Source organism: Clostridium thermosuccinogenes (genome assembly GCF_002896855.1).
GTDB classification, from domain to species: domain Bacteria; phylum Bacillota; class Clostridia; order Acetivibrionales; family DSM-5807; genus Pseudoclostridium; species Pseudoclostridium thermosuccinogenes.
In genome coordinates this window covers 887,033-912,751 of record NZ_CP021850.1, presented here as the reverse complement: position 1 = coordinate 912,751, position 25,719 = coordinate 887,033, and the positions used below count along the sequence as shown (strand labels likewise).

At 43.7% G+C, this 25,719-nt stretch carries 26 protein-coding genes; 6 read left to right on the top strand and 20 right to left on the bottom strand.

The window, feature by feature from the left end; all coding sequences use genetic code 11:
* The 8 genes from CDO33_RS04060 to CDO33_RS04030 all read right to left on the bottom strand — a co-directional run bounded on the left by CDO33_RS04060 (position 1) and on the right by CDO33_RS04030 (position 7,312).
* The gene (locus tag CDO33_RS04060) at positions 1-1,773 is read right to left on the bottom strand and encodes a V-type ATP synthase subunit A (RefSeq protein ID WP_103079980.1); all 1,773 of its coding nucleotides are present in this window, start codon (positions 1,771-1,773) and stop codon (positions 1-3) included.
* A gap of 31 nt (positions 1,774-1,804) precedes the next feature.
* Complete coding sequence (locus CDO33_RS04055; RefSeq protein WP_103079981.1) at positions 1,805-2,125, bottom strand: V-type ATP synthase subunit F; 321 nt, start codon at positions 2,123-2,125, stop codon at positions 1,805-1,807.
* On the bottom strand, positions 2,118-3,128 hold the full coding sequence (locus CDO33_RS04050) for a V-type ATP synthase subunit C (RefSeq protein WP_103079982.1): 1,011 nt from the start codon (positions 3,126-3,128) through the stop codon (positions 2,118-2,120). Before CDO33_RS04050 ends, CDO33_RS04055 begins: the two co-directional genes overlap by 8 nt.
* A 45-nt stretch (positions 3,129-3,173) precedes the next feature.
* The gene (locus tag CDO33_RS04045; RefSeq protein WP_103079983.1) at positions 3,174-3,776 is read right to left on the bottom strand and encodes a V-type ATP synthase subunit E; all 603 of its coding nucleotides are present in this window, start codon (positions 3,774-3,776) and stop codon (positions 3,174-3,176) included.
* 25 nt (positions 3,777-3,801) lie between these two features.
* Entirely contained in the window at positions 3,802-4,269 is a 468-nt protein-coding gene (locus CDO33_RS04040) for a V-type ATP synthase subunit K (RefSeq protein ID WP_103079984.1), read from the bottom strand.
* A 4-nt stretch (positions 4,270-4,273) separates the two neighbouring features.
* A complete protein-coding gene (locus tag CDO33_RS04035; protein ID WP_103079985.1) occupies positions 4,274-6,241 on the bottom strand; it encodes a V-type ATP synthase subunit I in 1,968 nt (655 codons plus the stop codon).
* On the bottom strand, positions 6,228-6,554 hold the full coding sequence (locus CDO33_RS20570) for a hypothetical protein (RefSeq protein ID WP_103079986.1): 327 nt from the start codon (positions 6,552-6,554) through the stop codon (positions 6,228-6,230). Before CDO33_RS20570 ends, CDO33_RS04035 begins: the two co-directional genes overlap by 14 nt.
* Before the next feature lie 191 nt (positions 6,555-6,745).
* On the bottom strand, positions 6,746-7,312 hold the full coding sequence (locus CDO33_RS04030) for a C40 family peptidase (RefSeq protein WP_161496420.1): 567 nt from the start codon (positions 7,310-7,312) through the stop codon (positions 6,746-6,748).
* 257 nt (positions 7,313-7,569) lie between these two features.
* Here CDO33_RS04030 and spoVB point away from each other — a divergent pair, with 257 nt between their 5' ends.
* Positions 7,570-9,081 carry a stage V sporulation protein B gene (gene spoVB / locus CDO33_RS04025; RefSeq protein WP_103079988.1) on the top strand — a complete coding sequence of 504 codons (1,512 nt, stop codon included), beginning with the start codon at positions 7,570-7,572 and terminating at the stop codon, positions 9,079-9,081.
* Between the two features lie 99 nt (positions 9,082-9,180).
* Here spoVB and CDO33_RS04020 read toward each other — a convergent pair whose 3' ends face one another.
* The gene (locus tag CDO33_RS04020) at positions 9,181-10,155 is read right to left on the bottom strand and encodes a diaminopimelate dehydrogenase (RefSeq protein ID WP_103079989.1); all 975 of its coding nucleotides are present in this window, start codon (positions 10,153-10,155) and stop codon (positions 9,181-9,183) included.
* A 347-nt stretch (positions 10,156-10,502) separates the two neighbouring features.
* Between CDO33_RS04020 and CDO33_RS04015 the strand changes: the two genes are divergently transcribed.
* Positions 10,503-11,324: a hypothetical protein gene (locus tag CDO33_RS04015; RefSeq protein ID WP_103079990.1), complete on the top strand. Its 822-nt coding sequence runs from the start codon at positions 10,503-10,505 to the stop codon at positions 11,322-11,324.
* A 106-nt stretch (positions 11,325-11,430) separates the two neighbouring features.
* On the opposite strand, the gene CDO33_RS04010 is transcribed toward CDO33_RS04015, so the two are convergent.
* The 8 genes from CDO33_RS04010 to CDO33_RS03975 all read right to left on the bottom strand — a co-directional run bounded on the left by CDO33_RS04010 (position 11,431) and on the right by CDO33_RS03975 (position 18,856).
* Positions 11,431-11,952, bottom strand: a complete 522-nt coding sequence (locus CDO33_RS04010; protein ID WP_103079991.1) for a glycosyl-4,4'-diaponeurosporenoate acyltransferase CrtO family protein — start codon at positions 11,950-11,952, stop codon at positions 11,431-11,433.
* A gap of 192 nt (positions 11,953-12,144) precedes the next feature.
* A complete protein-coding gene (locus CDO33_RS04005; protein WP_103079992.1) occupies positions 12,145-12,942 on the bottom strand; it encodes an amidohydrolase family protein in 798 nt (265 codons plus the stop codon).
* A 337-nt stretch (positions 12,943-13,279) separates the two neighbouring features.
* On the bottom strand, positions 13,280-13,996 hold the full coding sequence (locus tag CDO33_RS04000) for an N-acetylmannosamine-6-phosphate 2-epimerase (protein WP_103079993.1): 717 nt from the start codon (positions 13,994-13,996) through the stop codon (positions 13,280-13,282).
* A 180-nt stretch (positions 13,997-14,176) separates the two neighbouring features.
* Positions 14,177-15,097 (bottom strand): ROK family protein, encoded by a 921-nt coding sequence (locus CDO33_RS03995; RefSeq protein ID WP_161496421.1) that lies wholly within the window; start codon positions 15,095-15,097, stop codon positions 14,177-14,179.
* Positions 15,098-15,288: 191 nt separating this feature from the next.
* On the bottom strand, positions 15,289-16,113 hold the full coding sequence (locus tag CDO33_RS03990; protein WP_103079995.1) for a sugar phosphate isomerase/epimerase family protein: 825 nt from the start codon (positions 16,111-16,113) through the stop codon (positions 15,289-15,291).
* Positions 16,114-16,366: 253 nt separating this feature from the next.
* Positions 16,367-16,819, bottom strand: a complete 453-nt coding sequence (locus tag CDO33_RS03985; protein ID WP_103079996.1) for a methylglyoxal synthase — start codon at positions 16,817-16,819, stop codon at positions 16,367-16,369.
* A gap of 293 nt (positions 16,820-17,112) precedes the next feature.
* The gene (locus tag CDO33_RS03980; protein WP_103079997.1) at positions 17,113-17,748 is read right to left on the bottom strand and encodes a hypothetical protein; all 636 of its coding nucleotides are present in this window, start codon (positions 17,746-17,748) and stop codon (positions 17,113-17,115) included.
* 214 nt (positions 17,749-17,962) lie between these two features.
* The gene (locus CDO33_RS03975; protein ID WP_202972411.1) at positions 17,963-18,856 is read right to left on the bottom strand and encodes an AraC family transcriptional regulator; all 894 of its coding nucleotides are present in this window, start codon (positions 18,854-18,856) and stop codon (positions 17,963-17,965) included.
* Positions 18,857-19,111: 255 nt separating this feature from the next.
* Here CDO33_RS03975 and CDO33_RS03970 point away from each other — a divergent pair, with 255 nt between their 5' ends.
* On the top strand, positions 19,112-20,194 hold the full coding sequence (locus CDO33_RS03970) for a glycoside hydrolase family 172 protein (protein ID WP_103079998.1): 1,083 nt from the start codon (positions 19,112-19,114) through the stop codon (positions 20,192-20,194).
* Positions 20,195-20,274: 80 nt separating this feature from the next.
* Here the strand turns inward: CDO33_RS03970 and CDO33_RS03965 are convergent, their stop codons facing one another.
* Complete coding sequence (locus CDO33_RS03965; protein ID WP_202849465.1) at positions 20,275-21,552, bottom strand: nickel-dependent putative hexonate epimerase; 1,278 nt, start codon at positions 21,550-21,552, stop codon at positions 20,275-20,277.
* 176 nt (positions 21,553-21,728) lie between these two features.
* Between CDO33_RS03965 and CDO33_RS03960 the strand changes: the two genes are divergently transcribed.
* Complete coding sequence (locus tag CDO33_RS03960; RefSeq protein ID WP_103079999.1) at positions 21,729-22,037, top strand: hypothetical protein; 309 nt, start codon at positions 21,729-21,731, stop codon at positions 22,035-22,037.
* A 184-nt stretch (positions 22,038-22,221) separates the two neighbouring features.
* On the opposite strand, the gene CDO33_RS03955 is transcribed toward CDO33_RS03960, so the two are convergent.
* Both CDO33_RS03955 and CDO33_RS03950 read right to left on the bottom strand, forming a co-directional pair.
* Positions 22,222-22,599 carry a PH domain-containing protein gene (locus CDO33_RS03955; RefSeq protein WP_103080000.1) on the bottom strand — a complete coding sequence of 126 codons (378 nt, stop codon included), beginning with the start codon at positions 22,597-22,599 and terminating at the stop codon, positions 22,222-22,224.
* Positions 22,600-23,290: 691 nt separating this feature from the next.
* Positions 23,291-24,253 (bottom strand): 1,4-dihydroxy-2-naphthoate polyprenyltransferase, encoded by a 963-nt coding sequence (locus CDO33_RS03950; RefSeq protein ID WP_103080001.1) that lies wholly within the window; start codon positions 24,251-24,253, stop codon positions 23,291-23,293.
* 311 nt (positions 24,254-24,564) lie between these two features.
* Between CDO33_RS03950 and CDO33_RS03945 the strand changes: the two genes are divergently transcribed.
* The gene (locus CDO33_RS03945; RefSeq protein ID WP_242973810.1) at positions 24,565-24,819 is read left to right on the top strand and encodes a hypothetical protein; all 255 of its coding nucleotides are present in this window, start codon (positions 24,565-24,567) and stop codon (positions 24,817-24,819) included.
* A 5-nt stretch (positions 24,820-24,824) separates the two neighbouring features.
* A complete protein-coding gene (gene coaW / locus CDO33_RS03940; RefSeq protein WP_103080002.1) occupies positions 24,825-25,673 on the top strand; it encodes a type II pantothenate kinase in 849 nt (282 codons plus the stop codon).
* The last annotated feature ends 46 nt before the right edge of the window (positions 25,674-25,719 follow it).

The following is a 25,719-nucleotide window of genomic DNA, read 5'->3' as shown; positions in this document are numbered from 1 at the left end:
TTACTGTTCTACCTCCTTTGACATCAGTGCCTCCACCTGCTGGTTAAGCTCGGCTTCAATGCTGTTGAACACATTTTCCACCTGATCCTCCCGCACGTATTTGGCTCTGCCGATTCTTTCCCTGACGGGAATTGCAAACAATTCTCTGATGCCGACTCCCGACTCAACAGCTTTTCTTCCCTTGTAGTAGAAGGAAAGGATGAGCTTGAGCATCCTGTATTGCTTGCTGAGGGATGTGTAAGTATCCACATCGTGGAAGGCATTCTGATGGAGATAGTCTTCCCTTATGGACTTTGCCGCTTCAAGGGTCACCCGGTCGGCAGGTGACAGCGCATCCACGCCCACAAGCCTTACAATTTCATCCAGTTCCGCTTCCTCCTGCAAAATCCTAAGCGTATCCGTCCTTAAGGTGCTCCAGTCTTTCGCTATATTCTCATTCATCCATTTGTCCAACCTGTCGAGATACAGGGAATAGCTCTGCAGCCAGTTTATTGCCGGAAAATGCCTTCTGTAAGCCAGGCTGGCATCCAGCCCCCAGAATACCTTTACAATTCGCAAGGTAGCCTGGGATACCGGTTCGGAAATGTCCCCTCCTGGAGGGGATACAGCTCCAATTGCCGTAAGGGTACCTTCCCTGCCTTCCGAACCTATGCTTATAACCCTACCTGCCCTTTCATAGAACTGGGCAAGCCTCGATGACAGGTACGCAGGATAACCTTCTTCTCCCGGCATTTCTTCAAGACGTCCGGACATCTCTCTTAAGGCTTCTGCCCACCGGGAGGTGGAATCGGCCATCAGAGCCACATTATAGCCCATATCTCTGAAATATTCAGCTATGGTGATGCCTGTATATATGGAAGCTTCCCGGGCAGCCACCGGCATATCCGAGGTGTTGGCGATAAGGACAGTCCTCTTCATAAGTGACTCTCCGGTCCTCGGGTCCTTCAGCTCCGGAAATTCCATGAGAACGTCGGTCATCTCATTGCCGCGCTCACCGCATCCTATATATACAACTATGTCCGCATCGGCCCATTTTGCCAGCTGATGCTGAACCACAGTCTTACCACTGCCAAAAGGACCCGGAACCGCAGCAACTCCACCCTTGGCGATGGGAAACAGTGTATCGATAACTCTTTGTCCGGTGACCAGAGGAATATCCGGAGAGAGCTTTTCCTTGTACGGCCTACCCTTACGCACCGGCCATTTCTGCATCATTTGAATATCGACCAGTTGACCGTCGTCCTTTCTTATTTTGGCAACAGTTTCCTCTACGGTAAACTCCCCTGAATATATCTCTTCCAGAGTCCCTTCTATCCCATAAGGAACCATTATTCTATGCTCAACTATTATTGTTTCCTGTACTTTTCCTATAATATCCCCGGCTACAACTCTAGCACCCTTTTGCATAACCGGTTCAAATTTCCATTTCTTGTTTCTATCCAGAGCGGGCACATCTATTCCCCTGGTTATATTGCTTCCTACCCTCTTTCTCATTTCTTCAAGAGGTCTTTGAATGCCGTCAAACATCATTTCAATCAATCCGGGACCCAGCTCAACGCTCAAAGGCGCTCCGGTGGATACTACCGGTTCCCCGGGTCCTAAGCCGGCGGTTTCCTCATAGACCTGGATTGACGCCTTATCACCGTGCATCTCTATGATTTCACCTATCAGACGGTGCTCGCTTACCCGGACCACATCAAACATATTTGCATCCCTCATTCCCTCTGCAATAACCAGAGGTCCTGAGACTTTAACGATAGTTCCCTGACTCATGTTTCATCCCTTCTTTCGTGTCAGATTGCCTCTATTCATCCCTGAAAAGTATGTCAGCGCCTACTGCCCGCTCCACAGATTTTTTCACGCCCAGCATTCCGATTCCAAGAGAACCCTGGTTGCCGGGTATTGGAATTATAGCAGGCAGTTTTCTGTCCTTGTACTTATCTATCTTGTCCATAATATCTTTGGCTATCTGCTCCGTTATATATATGACCGCATAATCACCTTCGGCCATCCGGTCAAGGACCTCTCCGGCTTCCTGGGGATCTGTCACGGAGAAAACCGACATGCCGATAGCCTTAAAACCCAATACGCTGTCTTTGTCACCTATAACTCCTATTTTATACATAAGCTTCCCTTAGCCTTTCTCTTATCACTTCATTGGGTATATTATTTATCTTGCCCACCATAATAATCCTTGCATTTCTTATTTCCGTCTCCTTTGCCAGCAGGTAGGCCACCAACGGTTCAATTCCGAAGGAAATATACTTTGCTTTTTTTATATAATTCATAATGTAATTGTCAGACAGCTTTTCAAACTTGGTAAGGCTGCCTGTCGATCTATAGGCTTCTATGCTCTCTTTCACCAAAGAGCCATAGGCTGTATGCAAAACAGCATCCGAAAAATGCTCCATATCCGCTTCCAAGCCCTGCTTGTACAGCTTGCTGTCGATACTTCCGCCGGGTATCAATATCTTTTGCAGAAGCTCCCACGGCTTCCTGAGGATCTTTATGCGCAGGAACATCTTGAGGTTTGCAAGGTCGACCATAATTATCGTAAGTTCCTTCAAAAAGCTGTTCTTGTGCCGGCAGGACAACTCCCACATATGCTCATAGCAGGCTTTATCCAGAATCAAATCTATGACCTGGGGATCGGCCGTCTTGTTATAAGCATCGATGCATTCCTCCAGCGCCTTGCGCATTATTTCGGGAAGCTCCGTGAATTTCCTGTCCCTTACGATAGCCTTCATTTTGTCCGGAGGTATCGATCCGGAATCGAGCAGCAAAAAGTCTGCTGCTTCCTGTCCTGAAAATTCCGCCTTCAATATGGCCTTGACGTTATGATAATCGCTTTTTAGCAAAAACAGGACGAAAATCTCCGGCTCCGGAGCGATTTTCTTCAAGAGGTCATAGACTTTTTTCTGCTCTTCTTTAAGCATATCCTCATAATCATAAGCTTTACCCGTTTCTGACCGGGTATAGCCGTAGCCGGCCTCAGCCAACACTTTCAAAGCCTCTTCCGGCGTCCTTGCATCAATCATACGGTCGAATTTAGCCCGGTCTAAAAGCTTTGCTTCTATTGCCCGTATCCTCGAAACCGCATATGTGTATTTGTAATCTTTGGAGTCCATATTGTAAATCCCTCATTTTCCTTGGATTTTGCCAAACACAGCACATCATTCCTTAAAAAGCAGTCCGGCAACTTCCATCTCCAGTTCATCACGGGCCATCTTTACAATGGCCTCAAAGGAGTTGTTCAGCTCATAATCTCCTGATTTCAGAATAAATCCTGCACCTATGGCAGCTGATTGCGCTGACAACCGGATATCGGCTTTTAACCCTTTTTTTCTGATCTTGTCATTTACTTCCTCCACAAAAGAAGGGGATATCCTTCCTTTGTCCCTTTCGGACAGCACAATCTCCTCATCTCCACTCTCCGAAGAGTTTGCTATCATATCGGCCAGTATCGCCTGATACTTATCATCCGGCATGGAGCGCAGTTTATCCAACGCGATGCTGAATGCCTCCTCAATAACATCCTGCTTTGCTCTCAGCTTTTCTTTTCTTGCTTCCAGCTCAGCGACAGCAATTAGTCGCTTTTTCTTCTCTACAGCCTCTTTTTCGGCCTTCTCTAGGATTTCTCTGCTTTTTTGCTCAGCCTTCTGTCTTGCGGCGTCTATTATACCATCCGCTTCGGATTTTGCCCTTTCTATGTTTGCATTCGCCTGAGCACGGGCATCCTCCAGTATTCTGCTTATCAGTTTTTCCACTTCAGCCATTTGGGGACACTCCCTTATGTTTATATTAGACTTTGCCTATCATCAGTATGGATACAATCAGAGCCAGTATTGCAAACATCTCGACCATGAGGGCTAATATGACGCCTTTTACCATTCCACCTGACTGCTTTGCCACCATGTTTATACCTGCAGCTGCAACCTTACCCTGGAAAATTCCTGACACCAGGCCGACCAACCCTATAGGCATTCCAGCCAAAAGAAGAATCATTCCGGAGGTGAAAGGAAGTGTTCCTCCTGTAGTGATTTTTCCTATTATAAAGAATGCGATAACAAAACCGTAAATAGCCTGTGTACTAGGCAGTGCCTCCAATACCATGACAGGTACGAATTTATCCGGATCCTCGCTCAAAACACCGGCACCAGCTTGTCCGGCAATGCCAACTCCCTTTGACGATCCTATTCCTGCTACAATAAACGCTATCGCTGCTCCAAGTATTGCCCAAAAGTTACCGTTTTGAAATAAAGCTCCCATAGAATTACCTCCTGATTTTTAAATTGATGTATTTTGTGTTATATTTTAGGGGTTTAAAGGGTTTACCCCCGCCCTCGTAAAACTTACCAAAAAACTCAATGTACTGAAGTCGGCTGGAATGCACATACGCTCCCAGTGCATTGATGGCAAAATTGATTGCATGACCGACCAGCAAGATGAAAATAAACAGCAGTATTTTGAGTATGTTGTCCAGGCCTCCCATGGCGCCCATTTCATTAATGATAGACCCTATTACCGAAGTGGCAAGGCCCAAAGCCATAAGCCTTGAATAGGAAAGGATATCACTCATGAAGCTCACAACATCATAAAGCTTGGCTATTCCTCCTATAAGCTTTTGCAGGATAGTTTTGCCATCCCTTCCCTGAGTCAGCACCAGGATTACGCCTCCAATAATGAAAAGCTTTATACCTGCGTCTACAACAGGACCAAGAGCTTCTGCATTCGTGTTGGGAACATAAGGAAGCACGAACATGATAAAGCCGGTAAAAAATATATACCAGGGAAGTGTATCCAGTACTGCATCCAGATATTTCTTCCTCCGTATCTGATTGGCTCCCCTCACGCCTATGCCCACATAAATGTGAATTACGCCGAACAGTAGAGACCACTTGAGCATTTCCTCCGGCTGTTCGACAGGATTCAGCCATACCGGGCGCTCGGCAAGAGCCGCAATGCCAAACCAGCTTCCAAACATCAATCCCCAGAACATTGTGGATATGCCGCAGTATAAAATCAATCTGGCTGTCTTCTTCATTTCGTCGTTAAACTTGAACTTCCAAAGTGCAAGTATACCAGCTATGGTAATCACCAGGCCATAGCCCCCGTCGCCCAGCATGAGTCCGAAGAAAATCACAAAGAACGGAGCCATGACGGTGTTGGGATCGATCTCACGGCAATTGGGCAGTCCGTACATTTCTGTTATGCTTTCCACGGCTTGCCCTACCTTTCCGTTGCTAAGCAGAACAGGAAAATCCTCATCTTTTTCCGGCTCTTCTATATCAACTATGCATTCATAGCTGCCGGTCAAATCCTTTCTCAGGGTTTCGCTTAAATCACGAGGCAGCCAACCTTCCAACATGAACACGCTTTCAGTTTTCAGGATGCTCCCCAGAGCTTTTTTCCTGTCCCTCCGGGCTACCAGGCAATCATAATAAGTTTCTATATCAGGTTTTTCAACTGCGTAAGCTTTTATTTTTGACTTGATTTCATGAATTTGCTTATCTATGCGGGAAATTTTCTCCATAGCTGCATTTATATTTTCGGCAGCTGTTCCTTTAAGATCATTAAAAGTTACCTTGGTAAAGCCATATTTCTTCATTACCCTGGTAGTCTCTTCTTCCAGTTTGCTGTGATAAATTAAAAACAGATAGCTTTGGTACCTATCCTTGTTTATGCATTTCATATAGCTTTCAGGCACCTGCTCGGCCAATTCTTTTTCCATGACGACGACATCAACAGATGCGGGAACCACTCCCAGGGAAACCACCGTGCTTTTTGTCCCTGTGAGGTTCAGGGGAACATCGAAAGACTTCCACGGCTCCAGGGTATGGATGAAGTTCACGGTTTTATTTTTTTCAGACTTCAGCTCCTCCTGTTTGGCAGCCAGCCGCATTATATCCTCGACTACTGCCCATATCCTGTCCTCATCCCTTCCTATTTTATCAAATTCATCCTTGCTTACGCTTCTTTTGCTCTCGAACAATGACTTTTTTTGCACCTCATATCCCGACAGCTTGCCTAAAGCCGAAGCCACTTTTTCTATTCGGTTACCCAGCTGCTGTACGGATTCGGAGTCACCGTCCTTTTCCATAAGGGATGACCATTCTTCCGAAGAAAGCCTGTCTTTATCAACTATTTCAGTTACACCTTGCTCCATCAGCCTCTCCAGTATTTTCTCCTTGTCGGAGTTGAGGCCTATCAGGGTAAGCTTATTCATTTCAACTACCGCCATGGAACTTCACTACCCTTTCTATTATTTTGTCTACTGCTCTGTCCAGATTCTTTTTGGCTTCTTTCTTCAAAGCATTGCATTCATCTGCCACTTTTTCATTAAGCTTGTCTATTTCAGATTTTGCCGAATTTTCAGCAGCAGCAATAATCCTTTTTGCTTCTTTTTCTGCAGCTTCTATAATATCCTTTTCCAGCAGATCAGCCTTTTTATGGGCCTCAGACACAATTCTGCGGCCTTCTTCCACTGACTGCCTTTTGATTTCCTCCGCCTGTTCCTCGGCTTTTCTGACAGATTGAATAATCTTAAGCGACACCCGGGCACCTCCTTTTCCTATGTACACTTGTCCACATCATGAGCTTTTCAATAAAGCTCATTTTCGTCGATTATAATGGGTTCCTTTATCAATTCCGGCACGGCCTCCTCCGGGAACAAAAGGACATCATGTATACTATTATACCTTAACTTACTCGTTTTGGCATCATGCAAATCAATAATATTGATTTGTTAAATTATCCGTATTGCTTTGACAAAGGTATTTTGGAAATACTCTGTGTCTATTCTTTCCAACTTAACTACATCTCCGGGCTTCGGAGCATGTACCATATACCCGTGGCCTGCATATATTCCTGCATGGGTTATGTCCCCGTTGTCTTCGCTGAAAAACAGTATATCACCGAACCGAAGGCTGCTTTGGTCTACAGCCTTTCCTGCTTCGGCCTGGTCTTTCGCAACTCGGGGAAGTTCTATGCCTATCTGTCTGTATACAAATCTTACCAGTCCGGAGCAATCAAAAGAATCCGGGCCTTCCATGGCGTAAGCGTAAGGCTTGCCCAGCTGCTCAATCAGGACATCCCTTAACCGGCTTATCCTGCTGCCTTCATCGTCTTCCTCACTTCCACCTTTTACGGCCTTACCGGTTTCCCCGCCTTCCTCTAACTGCTCACTGGCTCCCTGCTTTATGATCTCCGCATCCATCGTTTTGTTGAATCCGCTTAATCTCGTGCTTCCGATCAGGGCAAAAAGAAGCACCAGCAATGCGGCAAAAGCCAGCAATGCTTTGCAATCTCTCACATATACTATTCTATATCGGTTATTTATCCTTTTAATTTTATACTTTCCCGCCAACTTCATTTCTTGTTTTTACTAGTATTGCCAAATCAATCTACAGGTTTTATATGCCCGGCAGCCTTTGTTTATGCTCTACTGGTTCCATTAAAACTCCCAAAGGCCTTTAACAGCTTATCCAAGCTGCAGGCATCCTGATGGTGAGGCATATATTTACAGCTCCGTGAATATTTTATAAACAGCATGATGTGGAGCGGATAATAATGAAAATTGACAGATTTTATAGAAATTCCCTTATCCTGATACTGTCCAACGTATTTACAGGAGTTATAGCTTTTGCATTTTCCATAGTCCTTTCCAGAGAACTGGGAACCGAAGGATTGGGGCTTTACGGGCTTGTTATGCCGGTATATTCGCTCGTTCTCTGTCTGGTCAGTGATGGCCTGGTGACGGCGTTATCAAGAAATACCGCCGTTTTTCACAGCAAAAAAGACTTCAAAAACCTTGTGAGGACTGTCAGCACAGTTTTTTATATAATCCTGATGTGGGCTGCATTTGTCGGATTAGTCTTTTTTACAGGCTCATCCTTTATAGGGCGCCATTTGATCAAAGATATCAGAAGCTCCCCAGCCCTTAAAGCGCTGACCCCCGCCCTCATATTTGTGCCCCTTTCGGCCATAATGAAAGGCTTTTTCTACGGCATAGGAAAATTCAGGATTCCTGCCTTCATAGACATTGCAGAAAAAAGCATAAGGATAGTGGTGCTTTTGAGCATCATGGCCCTGCTGCCTCACAGCACCATCGGCAGTACTGTGGCCGCTGCATGCTCTGCCCTGGCGATGGGAGAATTGTTAAGCTTTATCATATTGTATTCGGCTTACAAAATACATAAAAAAAAGTTTCCAAAAAGCAGCTTCAGAGCTCAGAACCGACTGCAGCTCCTGGCCAACGTGCTGGTAATATCCATTCCTCTGTGCATCGAGGGTGTGCTTTCTTCCATCCTGTCCACAGCCTCTTCCCTTATTCTGCCCAGAAGGCTTGTAAGCAGCGGGTTACCCTATTCGACGGCATTGTCTCTGATTGGTAAATTCAGCGGCATGTCCCTTACGATAACCACCTTTCCGCTCATCATAATAAGCTCCGTTATGACCGTCACGGTGCCCGATCTCACTGTAAGCGCCAGCCGAAAGGATTACTGGGCTTTGGAGAGAAGAATAGTACAGGTGCTTAAAATTGCATCTGTTGTGGGTATTTCAAGCCTTGTAGTAGATATGTGCATTCCCGATACACTGGGCAAAATATTCTATAACAGAAAAGATTTGGCGGGCTTTATCAGATTTGCCGCAATACCTTCTTTCATAAGCTATTTGTCCTTACCCACCCTGGGAATACTAAATGGCCTGGGTAAGCAGAATGTCCTGCTCAGGAACTCCCTCATAACCTCTATACAGGACGTTGTGCTCATTTACATACTGACAGGTATCCCGTCCATAAACATATATGGGTACGGCATAACCTTGATAATTTCGTCGTTGACGCTACTGATACTCAATTTCCACGAAATCAGGAAAAACTGTGACATCAAAGTGTCGATATCCGGCATAGTGATATATGCTCTGATAGGAATTTTAGCCTTTATGATTATCAGATTTATAGATGATATGATGCCTGAAACTCTGCCTGTGTTAAAGGCCTTGGTTATTGTTCCGGTAGCTTTCTTTACCGTATTTACCCTTTCAAAATATTCAGGGGAAAGGCCTTTCCGGCAAGCATAGGGTTAAAACAACAAGTATTGCACTCCTCCGTCGGAAGACGGGATAACCGACGCTCCGACGGAGAAGTTATTCCTTCCGCATCTAAACGGCAAATGAATATTACAAAAGTTCAAGCCTCAGCTCTTCCGCAGATTTGGGCGAAAGGTAGGCAGGAGGTATGTCAAACACTGTGCGGGCTCCTGTCTGACCCTCCTTTGCCATCCTGAATATTGCTCTTGCATAAGCCACAAGAACGCTTCCTGTAAACTCAGGATTGCTGTCTAAGGCAAGGTTGAATTCTATCTTCTGCTTCGTGCCGGCATCCGTAGCACCGGTCCGTATTACGAAACCACCGTGAGGCATTCCGGAATGTTTTGCCTTAAGCTCCTCCTCAGTTATGAAATTCACAGTGGTATCATAATCGGCGAAATAATTGGGCATGTTTTTAATTTCACTCTCTATCCTGCTTAAATCAGCCCCTTCCTCCGGAACTACATAGCAAACACGTATATGCTTCTCTCTGGTGGAAAGCTCAGGATTCTCACCTGTCCTTACCCTTTCAATGGCATCCTCCACAGGAACGGTATACTGTATTGCATTCTTTACCCCGCTGACTCTCCTTATGGCATCGGAATGACCTTGGCTTACCCCGCTTCCCCAGAAGGTATAAGTTTTTCCTTCAGGCAGGACAGCTTCGGCCATCAGGCGATTCAGAGAAAAAAGCCCCGGGTCCCATCCCACGGATATTATACTCAGAGTACCTGCCTTCCTGGCCGCATCATCCACTTTGGAAAAGTACTCGGGTATCTTCGCATGGGTGTCAAAGCTATCCACGGTATTGAACATTGAAGCTATCATAGGCCCCTGCTCGGGCAGATCGGTTGCGGAACCTCCGCACAAAATCACTACATCCAGCTGTCCTTGGTATTCCTTGAGCTTTGAAATATGTACTATGCCTTTATTATCAAACTTATCAGGCTGCCGTCTTGTAAATATAGCCTTCAGTTCAAAATCAGGATTTCTTGTCAGTGCTTTTTCAACGCCCCTGCCAAGATTTCCGTATCCTACTATTCCAACTCTGATTTTATTATTCAATGAACATCCCCCATTTTTTACTAAATGCATTATTGATATAATAGCACAAAATGCTTGTCTTGAAAATGAATTTCTATATGCTGCCGGATGTACTCAAGTATTCACCTGAAGTCCTTGCTTTATTAATATACCCACAGTCAAGCAAAAATTATTAAAAGTGTTGACATAAGAACTATTTTTATTGTCTTCACATAAGATGTATTAGTAAATTCTACATATCCCTTGCCGGAGAAAGGGTGCTGAAGGCAGGACAGTTAAAAATGCCCAGTGCTTTAATGTTATAGGGATTAAGCCTGGAATAAGCTTTCTTGGTATTTTGAAACGATAAAGCCGAAAGGAGGTCGGTTATGAAAACAAATCGTATAAAATGGCGTCCATCCATGCTAAAAAAGTTCCTTATACCACAGAATAGCTTTCAAAATATATACAGCAGCAAATCTATGGAGAAAACCAAACTAAACAGACAGGAAATGGAAGTGAAAAAAACTTATCAGGATATGTATATCGCCTTTGAAACAAGCCAGGGTACAGCTGAATTTTCAAATGCACATCAAGAATATTATAATGAGCAGGGCAGTGGCATGAAAAAGAGAATTAGGATAAAAGCAAACCGTGTAAAATGGAGTCCTTCCATACTTAAAAAGTTCCTTTTACTGGACTATGGCAAAAAATATCATAACAGGCATGGGGAAGAAGAGACATACCATACGCAAGATAAGGAGAAGCTGCATGCGCAAGAAAAAGAGACGCATTATGCTCCGGTGCCGGAAGGTGATCCACTTAACAAAGAAACTGTCGCCTTACCGGATTTTGATGAGGCAGAAGGCAAAACTAATCAGGAAGCGGCAGGAGATGATAACTTACAGCGGGATGCCGGGTTAAACGACAATAACATGCCCAATGCAACAGACGATGGCTCAACGGATAATCCGTCCAATAATTGTGAAGATCACATACATCAAGATAATCCTGTTTTTGCCCCGGATGTCACACCCGACGGCAACGAAAACACAGCAACGGAAAACGGCAGCCCAGATGCAGGCAAGCCTCAGGAAGACAACTCGCAGGAAAATATAAGCATTAGCATAAAATTCAAAATACCATTGAAAGCCGCTAAAAGACCAGAAAAATTAGAAATATTGGTAAACGAAAACGATGTTGAAAAATAAAAAAGCAGGAGTTATGAGTGTTTACTTCATGACTCCTGCTTTGCGTTCAAAGTTTTATATATGCATTTTTATACCAGAGATACACTTTTATACCAGAGCCGCGTTCTCATCCCGGATAGGGCTTCTGAACACATGGAACCTCCTCATAGCCTCTTTTTTCTAATAAGCGTACTATTCTCGGCCTGTTATACCTTTGAATAATTATATATGGCAAATTTAGGGTTATTGCCATCAAGATAATCTTAAATGCCGGTATAAATTCATTCCAAAGCAAAAACAACAAGGATGAAAATATGATGCTCCAATGAGTCCATTCAGATCTGCAGGACTCCATCACAAACCGTGCCAGATAATTATCATCCGTGCTCTTTAAATGCTTCTTGGCAAAAGTAAACTTAAGAAAGTCGCTCATTTCAGGAAGCTTAGCCTTCCAGCGTCTTACGCCAAATAGCCTGTCATACAGTCTTCCTCCTTCTTCCCAGCTCCTTTCCTTATAAAGCCACCTTTTGTAAAAATAGGTGCTTTCCGGCATTCTGCCAGCCAGGAATGAAATGAGTGCCGAAAATATAAAAAAAATCACTGCATTAGCAGTAAATGTTTTTGATTTAAGAAATTTTAACAACCTCATTTCTATCCCCCCTATAACATATTCCCTATTGCCGGTTTGGACCAGCTCCGTGCTAAAACCTTCCGATCCATTCCTTCAGGCAATTATTACAAATGAAGATAAACATTTCGCCTATTAATTTTTGATAGTATATATTATATCAAAAAAACCGGTGGATGTAAAACTATTTGTAATAGCCTTCTTTCGCTTTACTCATCCAAGATTCAGCAATCTTGCCGCGTTCCTCCACAATATGAATTCCCTCTCCTCTTTGGTAAGACCGAGATTTAAGAACCTCTCCAACTCCTCTTCATGGCTCCACATGGGGTAATCGGAACCAAAAAGAACCTTGTTTACACCATGCTTTCTGATCATGGAAACTGCCGTAGAACTATCGAGCCAGAACAAGGAACTGGATGTGTCGAAAAAGACATTTCTGCCCACCAGACAATCCATAGACTCCTTCCACATGCGGTATCCGCCCAAATGCGCAGCTACCACCACCAGTTTGGGAAACCTGTCCAGCACCTTTTCCAGGCGTTTCGGGCTGGAAGAAGTCTTATTCTCGTCCCCCATATGCAAGAGTACCGGCAGCCTTTTCTCAACAGCCTCGTATATACCCATCATTCTTTCATCGTCAATGCAGAAATCCTGAAAATCAGGGTGCAATTTTATGCCTTTTAATCCAAGGGATATAATCCTGTCAACTTCTTCATCCACATCCTCCATATCCGGATGCAATGTCCCAAACCCGATAAAACAACTGTTTTTTCTTTGTTGTTCAGCAATAAAATCGTTTATGGTTTTCACCTGCTCCACCTTGGTGGCGGTAGAGTGCACGACATAATATGAAACATTGATCCTGCTTCCGCTTTCCATCAGGTCGGATGCCGTACCTTTGCCGTGCATAGGTACGCCGTAATATTCACCTATCGAGCCCACCGCCTTATCGGCTATCTTATCAGGAAACACATGGGCATGCACATCAATAATTTTTCTATGTTCCGTCATAATCCTTCACCATTGCAATTAATATATTGGAGAGCGCATTTCTCCCAGCCATGGGTGTAGCCTGCAACTGCAATGAGAGCCTTTGCCCATTGCCCATGACCTTTTCCTCCTGACACCTTGCAATCTGCAGCCAATTGCTTTCTTAATCAGGTATGTAATAGCTTTCTATAACTTCCAGTGTATCGCAAGGCTGCGCCTCGTTCAAGCATGAATTTACGGAATCGGATGTGCAATGCCTTCCCCCAGGGAATATAGTGAATTTCAAAGCAGCACCTTATATCCAGGTGCAGTATTTCTTTTCATATTTCATCAAAAAATACTTTCCACCTCTTACATCTTAAAATTGCTTTCTACCTCTTATACCTTTTACAAAGCGCTTAGTTATTTCCATTGGCCGTGTTATCGCGCCTCCTACCACAATCGCATGGACTCCTTGTTCAAATGCTTTCACGGCATCCTCGGGACTCCAAATCCTACCCTCGCCTATGACCGGAATGTCAACCCTGCTGCTTAACTCCCTCATAAGCTCAAAATCGGGTCCATCAATGGCCGGACTGTAGGATGTATATCCCGAGAGCGTAGTGGAAACCAGATCCGCTCCCGCTTTCCAAGCCCTGATTCCTTCATCCAGGGTGGAAACATCCGCCATCAGCAGTTGGTTTGGATATTTGCTCTTTATTTTTTTGATGAACTCCACTCCGTCCTCTCCGTCGGGGTGTTTGCGGCAGGTGGCATCAACTGCTATCACTTCAGGTCTTGCCATCTCAAAAAGCTCATCCACTTCTTTCATGGTAGGGGTTATATAGCACTCGCTGCCCTTATACTCCCGTTTGATTATGCCTATCACCGGCAAATTAACCTTTTCTTTTATCGCTAAAATGTCCGCAACGGTATTGGCCCGTATGCCTGCAGCACCGCCACGACAGGCTGCATCAGCCATCTTGGCCATTGTGTCCGAACCGAAAAGAGGTTCATTTTCCAGCGCCTGGCATGAAACTATCAGTTTCCCCTTTATGCTGTCCAGCAGCTTTTTTGCTTCAAATGAAGACACCATTCAAATCTCTCCTATTTCATTATTCAGTTTCCAAGTTATACCCATTGTGCTAACATTTTTTTATGCATGGCTTCGAATTCATGAGATAAAATCGATAACAGGCTCAAATTTATAGTAAACAGCTGCTTTATAATTATATTAAAATTTTAATTAAATAAATAATCCTGCTGCTAAATCCATCTATATTCCATTCATTATACTATAACAGGCGCCCAGCAAACCAGCCTTGTTTTTAAGCTCTGCCTGCACCACCCTGGTATGCTTTGCAAAACTTGGCATTATTGCGTTTTGAAGCCTTCTGTTTATTTCATCGAAGAAAGGCTTACCTTCATTGGATAATCCTCCACCGATAATAAACAGCCCCGGGTCAAGGATATGGGTCAGGCTTGCAATACCTGCGACCACCTGATCGAGGAATCGGTCGTATACTTCATTGGCAATATATTCGCCGGCACGCACCCTTTCCATTACTTCCTCGCCGCTGATGCCGGAGATGTCCTCTCCCGCTGCTCTTTTCCTGCTGACATAGCTCCTTACCAGAGCCAAAGTGGAAGAATATCTTTCGAAGCATCCCTTCATACCGCAGGTGCAGGGTTCTCCCTCAAAATTGGTTATCATGTGCCCCAGTTCACCTGCACTCCCACCAACACCCCTAAGCAGCTTGCCGTCGATTATAATCGCACCTCCTATGCCTGTACCCAGGGTCATGCACACAAAGGTTTTTACGCCCTTTGCAGCTCCCTTCCACATTTCACCCAAGGCTGCGGCATTGACATCGTTTTCCACACGGCACTCAAGACCCGTCATATTCCTTACGAGCTCTGCCAGTTTGGTTCCCGTATACTTGGGAAGGTTATCGGTGGCAAAAATTATTACCCCCTTGTCATGATCCACCTGTCCGGCTGTGCTTATCCCTACGCCTGAAAGGGCATAGCCTGCCTTCAATTCACCGGTTTTCTCTGCGATAAGCTTTGGAATAAGCTCTCCGCAATCATCTTCCGGTGTGGGAAATTTGGAGTCGCAAAGCAATTCCCCGGCTTCATTCACAACGCCGTATTTAATAAATGTTCCACCCACGTCAAAGCATGCAAATTTTTTCACAATATCCTCCCTGCAACGTCAAAGGCTGTGTCAAAAGCTTTGAAAGCCTATTGCCACTATCCTTTACGCTTCCATCGACCAAATTCCAACCTTATATATACGACCTTCAGGCAAACTTAGAAAGGCTCCGGACCTGCAAAATTTCCGGAACCTTCCCTAACAGGGTACTATGTTGACCCCTTCATATGCTGCTATTTTATAATAGATTTCGTGTACTTTATGCTCTCTATGGTCTCCGTCACAGGATCGCCTATTCCCTCATACTCGATGGATAAAAATCCATCATACCCGTTTTCATGGAGGAAATCCACAACTTCTTTCATAGGCACCTGGCCTTGACCAATAATGGTTCCCTGATATTTTCTTCCGTCTATTCCCTTATAGCCAGGCTCATTTTCTCCAACTTCCTTGAAATCCTTAAAATGTACAAAGCCTACATAATCTTTCAATTCCCGGACAGCCATAAAGGGGTCCTCGTTGACAAGCAGGAAATTTCCAAGGTCGGTGTTCGCTTTAAGATTTTCAGAACCAACTTTTACGATTATCTCCTTTACCTGGCTGCCTTTGCCGGCAAACAGCCCATGGTTTTCCAACACCATGGTAATCCCCTTTTCTTCCGCATAACGGGCGCATTCTTTTAAGCTGTCGATGATCCATCCACTGGCGTCTTCAAAGGCTATGCCTTCCTTGGGGCTGCCGCTGAAAACCCTGAGAAGCTTTGTGTTGAGACTGCATGCGACATCCACACCTTTTTTCACTGCCTCTATTTCTTTCCTTCTCGCTTCTTCATCCGGCTGAACAAAATCGTTGCCTATGGAATAGGCTGATACCTTCATGCCCAGCTCACCTAAAAGCTCCTTCGCCTTTTGGATATCCTCATCTTTTTTTAAAAAGCAATCCAGAAGTTCAACATATTCCACACCATTTTGATCGCATAGCCTGATAAAATCCGGTATATCCATTTTATTGCCAAACAGCAATTTTTCAAGACACCATGCGCTTACCGATAGCTTCATCTTTCTTCCTCCCTGCTAAATAATTCCTCATGCTACATATGTTTAATATAGCACAAACCCTTTTATTGTATTTATCATAATTTGCTCTTCTGCTATTCCTTATTTGCTTTTTTGCTTCCTATGCCTGGATAGCTGCAAAATTGGGTATAAAGCAAGCTGCGCATAAAAAAGCTCAAGAGGAAACTCCCCTTGAGCTTTTCAAAATTGACTTATACTTTTTCAATATCAAAATTTCCGGAAAGTGATAAGCTATCTAAAAATTATCCTTTCTTATCCTGCTGTAATAGTCCAGCACATTTCTGTCATACTCCTCCTCCATGAGTCTGGAAGAAAGCAAAAAGTCAGCCGTGGACTGGTTCATAGCGACTGGTATATCATATAATACGGCAATTCTTAAAAGTGCTTTTACATCCGGGTCATGAGGCTGTGAGGTCAGAGGGTCCCAGAAAAATATCATAAAGTCGATTTTCCCATCGCTTATCCTCGCGCCTATTTGCTGATCACCGCCCAAAGGTCCGCTTTTATAGGCTGTTACAGGTAGTCCGGTTTGCTCAGAAATCAGCTTTGCGGTAGTACCTGTTCCGCAAAGAAAATGCCTGCTCAAAATACTGCTGTTTTTCTCCACCCATTTAATAAGGTCCTGTTTCCTGTTGTCATGCGCTATCAGCGCGATATGCTTCTGTTTTCCCATTTTCAAGGTATTCATAAGACTCCCCTTTACAATATTGATTCCGGCGTATTAGCTTATCCCATCGGAAGCCGCTCTCTTTCTCCGGCATAAAACCGCTTTCATGCCGGAATAAGTTTGGCTTCTTAGCTTTAAATAGATCTGTAAAACTTTTATATTTCCTGTTTGCCTATATATTGTTTACATACTAATGATACTATCCGGGACCAATCTTTTCAACTCTTTTATTCCATACGGGAAACACTCTGCCCAGATTCAAAATAAATCCGGCAGGAAGCATACCTGTTGCAATTCATCTTTTATCGGATTGATCAGGCATATCCCATGCCGATCAACGCAACGAGGGCCATATCCTTTACATATGCATCCGGAGCCAACATCTCAGAAAGCTCTGAAATGTCCTTTATAGCAAGGGCATACACTTCCTGGCATCTGCTCAGCATACCCAGAAGCATATAATTCACCTCACGGCAAATTCTCCTTGTAACCTTCACAAATCTGGAATCCCTAAGAATATATGAACATCTAGCCAAAATCTCATCAGGTCTTCCTTTGGAAACTATTCTGACCTTTTCGTTTATTGCATGGGCTGAAGCTTTAAGGCTGTCATCTTCGGACAGGGAAATGTCGGCGACTTTTGGGGCAATGCTGTCTATAAGACTCTTGTTGAAGCCTTTTGATGATGTATACGAAAATACTGCCTTCTCGATATCGTCACCGATTATATTTGCTTCACCGTTGCTGACTTTGATAACTTCCGCATAATTGCTTAAAATCAAAGAATGCATGAATATTCCATAGCTTTTTTCATCTTCATCTATGAGTTCTGCCTTTTTTACTTTTCCGTCAAGATAAATCTCACTGATTTTTAAAGAGGAAGCTCGTTTTTCGCCGGAAACCTCCGATTTTGGTGTCAAATCAGACGCATTGCGGGGAATTAACTCCATTATAGAATCTCCTTTCGAAATCATCCTGCGATAAAACTCCACACACAAAAAACATGTAATAGTTAATTTTGCCATTAACAATTTTAATTCTAATATAAATAATATTAATTTACAATGCACTAATTATTAATAATTTATTAAATATTTACTGTGCTTTTCCTGCCGGCTTCTCTTTACCGGTTTCTATTCAGACGTTAGCAACAACTCTTTGGCATCAGCCTTTTCTCCTGTAAAAGGACGGAGGAACCCCTTCCACATTCCTGAAATTCCGGCTGAAAGCGTTAACACTGTTAAACCCCAGCATTTCCGAGATTTCCGTAAAGCTTTTGCTGGTGAACTGTATCATTTCCTTTGCCTTATTGATCCTGGCCAGCCGGTTATAATGCATTGGTGTAATTCCGAAAGCCTTTTTAAACAGTCTGACCAGATGAAACTTACTGATTTTGAACTCCTTCGTCAGCATATCCAGGGTGATTTCCCTGTCAATATTGCTGGCCAAGTAATCCTTGATGCGTATGAGCTCATCGATATTTCCCAGAACCGCCGGGTTGTTTTCCATGTAGTTTTCCCGCATCAGATATGTCCATAGTTTTGTAAAAAGCCCTTTAATGTTAATTTCATAGAAGGGCATTTTCATCGTAAATTCATTGATGATATCAAAAAGCATATCCTCGAAATATCTTGTATTGCGCAAGCAGATTTTATTTGGCAGCTGCATGGCGGGATTTTTGGTAACATCCTCACGAAACCATCTCATTTCATGATCTGTCATGCTTTCCAGAGGCTTAAAGGAAACCTTCACTTCCGGGCTATCCTGCTGATAAAAGAGGTCAAAATGGATATGGGGCTGTCTAAAGCAATTTTCGCCAAGTACACGTATGGAATGCCTTTGCTTTGGCTTGAAAAGGAATATATCCCCCGGATTCCCGAAATACTCGCGATCCTCGACTGTAACCAGTATCCTGCCCTCTTTGACATAAAGCAATTCATAGTCAAAAATGACTCTTTCCTGCAGATGCCATGGAGGCTCTATCCTGCTGTCCATCGCTACCCGAATATAAGGCGACAGATAATTTATATCCATATTTGCAAGCACCTCTTTACCCAATCTGTTTTGCCCTCTCCATTTACATTTTATATGGGCTGTTATAAAAGAGCAATAAATGTTAAATAAATGTAAATATATGATAAAGACATGCTCCCGCGGATAAATTAAACTTGTAATATGCATGATAGTCAGGTATAAGAATTTTCATGGTTCAAAATCATGAGGTTCATCGGTATGGTATGAAGCAGAAGCTACTTACGAAAGCTATATGATAATAAAAGCATACCATCATAATAAACTCAGGAGGTTTTTCATATGTCAGCATTTAATGGTTTAGGAATGAATCTTGGGAATCTCTCCCGCCTGTCTTCAGCCAAAACTCGCTCCATCAGCCCGGAGAACTTTACCGGGGAAAAAGGCAAAGGTGGTATGGCTACAGAAGGAACAGGCGCCCGCTGTGCCAGGGACTTGGGCCAGGGGTGGAAAATTTCCCCTTCGGTAGTAATAAAGGCCGGTGAGACATTCACGCTGGCTGATATTGACGGCCCGGGAGCAATCCAGCAAATATGGATGACCCCTACCGGCAATTGGAGGTTCAGTATCTTAAGGATATACTGGGACGGACAGGAGCATCCTTCGGTAGAGTGTCCCGTAGGTGACTTTTTTGCCTGCGGTTGGGGAAAATACGCACAGCTTTCCTCCCTTGCCGTATGCGTCAATCCGGGAAGCGCTTTCAACTGTTATTGGGAAATGCCTTTCAGAAAGAAATGCATTATCACAATGACAAATATTGCGGATGAAGACATGGTCCTTTACTACCAGATAAATTACACTCTGACCGATGTCCCCGATGACTGCGCATATTTTCACGCTAGTTTCAGAAGAGTCAATCCTCTGCCCTATAAGGAAGTATATACCATCCTGGATAACGTCCAGGGCCAGGGTCAATATGTCGGAACCTATCTGGCCTGGGGCGTAAACAACACCGGATGGTGGGGAGAAGGCGAAATAAAATTCTATATAGATGGGGACAAAGACTTTCCCACCATTTGCGGCACTGGTACGGAAGACTATTTCTGCGGGTCATATAATTTTGAGAACCAGGAAACCCATCAATATCAAACTTTCAGCACTCCGTATTCCGGCTTGCATCAGGTGATAAAACCGGATGGTGTTTACAAGTCCCAGATGCGGTTTGGCATGTACAGGTGGCATATCACCGATCCGATAAGATTTGAAAAGGATTTGAAGGTCACCATACAAGCTCTCGGATGGCGCAGCGGCGGAAGATACCTGCCCCTCCAGGATGATATTTCCTCTGTCGCTTATTGGTATCAGACTCTGCCTTCGGTAAAGCTGCCCGAGCTTCCGGACAGGGACTACTTGGAAATTATATAAAACTTAAAAAAACGGCTTCCGCAAAGTTGAAACCTCTGCGGAGGCCGTTTTTTCATTTTTATTTACATTTTCACTTTTATTTACATTTGGAACCGCTTTCTGTCCGCCCAAAGTCCCAGGGCAGGATTGGCTATATAATAGATTTTCTCTCCGTCATCCAACACATTGAATCCTTCTCTCAGCTTCGACGGATCATATTTCTTATAAACGGAAGAGATGGGAGCATAATTGTAATTGACCCCTTCAACTTCCTCCTTGGTAAGCTTATCCACCGCATAGGTTATAGTGAACCTTCCGTCGGAAGACCCATGTATCAGGTGGGCGGCAACAGATTGATTATCCCTCAAATCCCGATTCTTTCCAAATAATTCCAGTATCTTCTCCCGCCCGACATAACCATATTTTCTTATCAGCAAATCATTTCCGTCGTCTTCTCCGAACTTCCTGACCCCGGGGGCTAAAACCAAAAGCTCTCCTCCGTCCTCTATAGCAAGCCTTGTCCTGTAAACAGCCTTGTTTCCCAACCAGGTGGATTTGAACTCCTTTTCGTCAAGGTAAACCACGACTTTCTTTAACGGCTCCTCAACGAAATTAAGGTTCTTTTCCTGGCTTAACCTGACAGCCTCTTCAAACAACGACCTTTCCCTACCTGCAAAAAGACCGTCGACCACCGTTTTTCCGTTGTGCTGGCTGGTGACCGTGAGCACATATATCAAGGGTATATCCCTGATGAAGTTTTCCTCAGCATAGTCGAATACTTTGCGCACAGGGGAAAAATCCCTTCCCATTATTCTCTCCAGGCCATAAAAAGCTCCCAGCATGTGGGTCTGGTTTATCATGCTTCTGCCTCCGCAGCCCACAAATATGTTTTTGCTGTAGTTGGCCATGCCTACCACCTCATGGGGCACCACCTGCCCTATGGAGATTATCAAGTCATAGGATTTGTCCAGCAAAATCCTGTTTACCTCCACATCTATCGGCTCATTCATAAGGCCATCGGATACATCCTCGACAAAGCTGGCCGGTACCTCTCCGATCTTCACCACATCCGTACGCCAGTTATGGTTTATAAAGCACTCTTTCGGTATCCGGCTGCCAAACATTTCAATCCTCTCATCGTCCGACATAGGCATATGAGTGCCTAAAGCCGGCATTATATCCACCCTGCACTTTTCACTGAGCATATCATAATAAATGCCGGTTATCACTCCCGCATAGGAATTCAGCCTTGTATAGTCGGGAGGTATGAGCAGAACCCTTTTCAATTCCCCTCTGTCTTTCAGAGTTTGCTCCAGGGCGCTTTTTATTTCAGAATCTGTTATCCCATCCCGGGATGATGCTTTAATTGATATTTTCACAGATTAACCCTCCATAAAACCTTTTGTCCGGTCATCAGCTACAAACCGTACGGATAAAAAGAACTGCCAGACCTTCGTGATTGCCAAACATTACTAATATTATACTAAATTCAAAAAGAAAACACTATAGATAGCAGATGATTTGCACACCAAAGAACAGAGGGAGGTAAAATAAAATGGATTTATCGGAACATATAATCTGCCCTGTCTGCAAGGGAAAAAGCTTCAAAGCCAAATACGAAGCCACCTATGTATATTCCTACGTCATAGATTCCGATGCGCCGGGGCTCAGAAACAGAGAAGAGTTCCTGCCGTTTTTATTTGACAACCGGGAGCAAAAGGAAGCCAGGCAATATGTGGAGTGCGACACCTGCGGTGCCAGATTTCCATGCCAATTCAGCCATGGCAATAAAGGGATTGATTTTACAATTTTACAGAAAGCCTTCCGCTCGGACTATGTTGAAAAGCCTGAATTCCTGGGATAGAAAAAGGGCTGCTATCCTCTATAAACCAACAAAAATGGTTAAACACGCCGCATCAAAAATTGCGGCAGCCGAAAAGAAACCGGCTTTATAGGGATATACAGCCCGTTTACTATTGAAACAAGTCAAATAGGCTTTCATCTCCCGGCATTAAACAAAAATCACATAAGTAATCCAAAAGCCCTATTTACTTCAGTATGTGTGCTGCCAGCACCTTCTGCAGCTCATAGATGTTCAGGTTTCTGTTAAACTGCTTCTGAATCGGCATTTGAGTGCCGGAAATCCATATTTTAAGTTCCGCATCCAGATCGAAATGTCCTGCTGTTTCTATGCTGAAGTGGGTGATCTTATTGTAAGGTATGGAATGGTATTCCACCTTTCTACCGGTTACTCCTTGTTTGTCCACCAAAATCAGTCTCTTATTGGTAAATAAAAACATATCTCTGATAAGCTGATATGCTTTTTCTATATGCTCCCCCTCCGCCAGCAGATTGGAAAACTCCTCTTCAGCAGCGCCGACACTGATTTCGGAAGCATTGCCCATTAAACCATCTAAAAAACCCATAAATTTACCTCCTTGATTTTTTTCGATAATGCCAAGCCGCATTTTTAATATGCTGCTTTATATTGTCATTTTCTCATTAAAATTTCCGCACCACATTTTTCATGCGCTGTCCTATATCATCATTTTTTTCATCAATACTGTAATACCACGTTTTTCATGAGTTGCTTTGAACCGTCGCTTCTCTCACTAATTGCACCATACCACGCTTTTCATGGGCTGCTTACACCATCATTTCTCATTAATAGTACCTCATTCACGCTTTTATGTGCTACTTTATGCTATATTTTCTCATTAATACTGCCGCATTGCAATTTTCATGCGCTGTTTTGCATCATCATTTTTTCATCAATACTGTAATACCACGTTTTTCATGCGTTGCTTTGCACCATCTTTTTCTCATCAATTGTGCCATACCATTTTTTAATGCGTCGCTTTACACTATCTTATACTTATATTATGTATTTATGCTGAAATCATAACGGTGAAATTTGCTTGATGCTCCTAAATTTAATCGTGTCATGCCGCATTGGGGCAAGGCAGCCTTTCACAGGAATTTTGCGAAGCACTTCACTTTACATCGAACGACACCGCCATCATAGCCTGTCCTATCTCTGCTCCTGGTGATAGAAGTAAATGTGCCGAAATTTTGCTGCACTGCTGGAGCAAACAGGAATTTGACGGTTGCAGCAGCCTATCTCCAGGCAATAGACCCAATGGCCGCAAACACACCTACTACCACTGTCATTGATGCACAGATGAGCACGAAATTATTGACGGTCAGCCCAAAAGTATCTTTTTTAGTCTGCAGCTTGAAAAACTCCTTAATGTTCTTTCTGACCGGCACAAAGGTAAGCAAAACCAGAAGCGAGGCCACAGGAGTCAGCTTGCAGAATACCATAAGCAATATGTCAATATATATGGCATAATACAGATAGCTATAAACCATCAATGCCTTTTCCCTGCCTATATGCACAGGGAGTGTATAGCGCCTGTTCTCTATATCGTCCTCAATATCACAGATATTATTGGCCAGCATTATGTTGGCTATTCCGAACATCGTGGGGACAGACAGCAGGAAGATTGCCATAATCTCATACCAGTCGATATTGATGGAAAGCATGCGATTGTCGAGGGCTATTTGAACAATACCACTATCGTATATGTGGATGTAAATTGACAAAAATGTGATGATAAAGCCCATAAAAAGACCCGATAAAACCTCGCCGAAGGGAGTCCTGGATATTGGTATGGGACCGTAGGAATAGCTTATGCCTGCCAGGAAAGAAACAACTCCTATTAAAAGCACCAGTATATCCGTCCTTATGAAAAGCAGTATCCCAAACAGCACAGCTAATGAAAACAATGCCACCATGACGCTCAATACTGAAGATTCGGTAAGTCCGTCTCTCACTATGGCATTGTGCCTCTCATAGTTGTAGCCATGTTTTTTTCTGGCTTTCTTAAAATCCAAAAAGTTGTTCAAAGCTGTTGTAAACATATCAAAACACAAAAGTGAAATCATCATCAAAATAAAATTCAAGGCATTGAACTTATGAAAACGGTATAAAGCATAAACCGTACCCAATAGAAACGGTATCACGCTGGCCAGTTTTGTCTGAATCTCAACCAGTTTCAAAAAACTTTTTACTCTCAAATTATCTACCTCCATGCTAATGTTTGACATTAGATATTATACCATTTTCCAGGCCACCCCAGTAAGATATTATCAATCTTTGTCCTAAAATTATGGACTAACATGTCGGGTGATACCGCACATAAAGGCATTCGCTGCCCCAAGCACCATATTGAATCTGATGAACTTATTATTTGCTGCCTACATATTAATGTGGTAATATAATCAATAAAAGCCGGTATTCATTATTGAAACCGGACATTATATTATATTGTTATTATTTTAGTTATTCGACTTATATCCTTGAGAGGAATAAGAACGGAGGGTGTAAAATGAAAACAGGTGAAAAAGAACGCAGTTTCTTTGGCGTAGGTCAGCTTTCATTAAGAGCAATCCTTATAGGAATGCTCGGCTCGTGCATTATCACAGCGTGTTCCATGTATGTAGCGCTCAGCATGAGCGCCCTGCCTTGGCCAACAATATTCGTATACGTGCTATCTATGGCACTTCTTAAGGTCCTTGTAAAAACAACTCTGAACGAAATCAACATTATTCAGGCAGCCATGTCTTCAGGAGCAAGGGAGTGAAATTAATGCCGATAATAGTAGGTATAGATATAGGCGGAAGCACAACAAAAATAGCAGGGTTCAATGACCGAAGCATGTTCAGTCCCATGCTGGTGAAGGCAAACGACCCTCTGGCTTCGGTGTACGGAGCCTTTGGCAAGTTTGTGAGCGTCAATGGCCTATCCCTTGACAATATTGAAAGAATCATGGTAACGGGGGTCGGTTCTTCATTTTTAAAGGAGAACCTGTTTGGAATTCCCACCGGAAAGGTGGATGAGTTTGTCGCTACAGGAATGGGCGGTTTACACCTCAGCAAGCTTCAAAAGGCTATAATAGTTAGCATGGGCACAGGAACCGCCTTTATAAGAGCCGACGGAAAAAGCGAAAAACATATGGGAGGCACGGGTGTCGGAGGAGGAACACTCCTCGGCTTGTCCAACAGGATGCTGAATATCCGGCATTTTGATGATATCATTGAAACTTCCCAAGGCGGCAATCTGGCCAATGTAGATCTCTCAATTGGAGATATCACCCGTGACGTGCTGAAAGGCCTGCCTCCGGAAACCACCGCATCCAATTTCGGGAAGATCAGCGACCTGGCTACAAAAGCGGACATAGCTTATGGCATCATCAATCTCGTATTCCAGACCATAGGCATGATGGCCGTATTCGCCACGAGAATAGACCAGATAAAGGATGTCGTGCTGACGGGAAACCTTACAAACGTTCACCAATGCCGGAAGATTTTCAGCCAACTGTCCCAGCTGTATGATGTAAACTTCCATATTCCTGAGCATGCCGAATATGCGACTGCTACCGGCGCTGCAGTGAGCTTTATTGAGGGAAGGCAGTTTGTTGAAATACAAAAGCAGTAAAATAGTTTTTCAATAATGAGACAAGGAGCTGCAATGATGCTTACAA

Coding starts and splice junctions, on each gene's coding strand:
- CDO33_RS04060 (WP_103079980.1), bottom strand. CDS start 1,773: ATGAGTCAGGGAACTATCGTTAAAGTCTCAGGACCTCTGGTTATTGCA.
- CDO33_RS04055 (WP_103079981.1), bottom strand. CDS start 2,125: ATGTATAAAATAGGAGTTATAGGTGACAAAGACAGCGTATTGGGTTTT.
- CDO33_RS04050 (WP_103079982.1), bottom strand. CDS start 3,128: ATGGACTCCAAAGATTACAAATACACATATGCGGTTTCGAGGATACGG.
- CDO33_RS04045 (WP_103079983.1), bottom strand. CDS start 3,776: ATGGCTGAAGTGGAAAAACTGATAAGCAGAATACTGGAGGATGCCCGT.
- CDO33_RS04040 (WP_103079984.1), bottom strand. CDS start 4,269: ATGGGAGCTTTATTTCAAAACGGTAACTTTTGGGCAATACTTGGAGCA.
- CDO33_RS04035 (WP_103079985.1), bottom strand. CDS start 6,241: ATGGCGGTAGTTGAAATGAATAAGCTTACCCTGATAGGCCTCAACTCC.
- spoVB (WP_103079988.1), top strand. CDS start 7,570: ATGAAAATTGACAGATTTTATAGAAATTCCCTTATCCTGATACTGTCC.
- CDO33_RS04015 (WP_103079990.1), top strand. CDS start 10,503: ATGAAAACAAATCGTATAAAATGGCGTCCATCCATGCTAAAAAAGTTC.
- CDO33_RS04010 (WP_103079991.1), bottom strand. CDS start 11,952: ATGAGGTTGTTAAAATTTCTTAAATCAAAAACATTTACTGCTAATGCA.
- CDO33_RS04005 (WP_103079992.1), bottom strand. CDS start 12,942: ATGACGGAACATAGAAAAATTATTGATGTGCATGCCCATGTGTTTCCT.
- CDO33_RS04000 (WP_103079993.1), bottom strand. CDS start 13,996: ATGGTGTCTTCATTTGAAGCAAAAAAGCTGCTGGACAGCATAAAGGGG.
- CDO33_RS03990 (WP_103079995.1), bottom strand. CDS start 16,113: ATGAAGCTATCGGTAAGCGCATGGTGTCTTGAAAAATTGCTGTTTGGC.
- CDO33_RS03985 (WP_103079996.1), bottom strand. CDS start 16,819: ATGAATACCTTGAAAATGGGAAAACAGAAGCATATCGCGCTGATAGCG.
- CDO33_RS03980 (WP_103079997.1), bottom strand. CDS start 17,748: ATGGAGTTAATTCCCCGCAATGCGTCTGATTTGACACCAAAATCGGAG.
- CDO33_RS03970 (WP_103079998.1), top strand. CDS start 19,112: ATGTCAGCATTTAATGGTTTAGGAATGAATCTTGGGAATCTCTCCCGC.
- CDO33_RS03960 (WP_103079999.1), top strand. CDS start 21,729: ATGGATTTATCGGAACATATAATCTGCCCTGTCTGCAAGGGAAAAAGC.
- CDO33_RS03955 (WP_103080000.1), bottom strand. CDS start 22,599: ATGGGTTTTTTAGATGGTTTAATGGGCAATGCTTCCGAAATCAGTGTC.
- CDO33_RS03945 (WP_242973810.1), top strand. CDS start 24,565: ATGAAAACAGGTGAAAAAGAACGCAGTTTCTTTGGCGTAGGTCAGCTT.
- coaW (WP_103080002.1), top strand. CDS start 24,825: ATGCCGATAATAGTAGGTATAGATATAGGCGGAAGCACAACAAAAATA.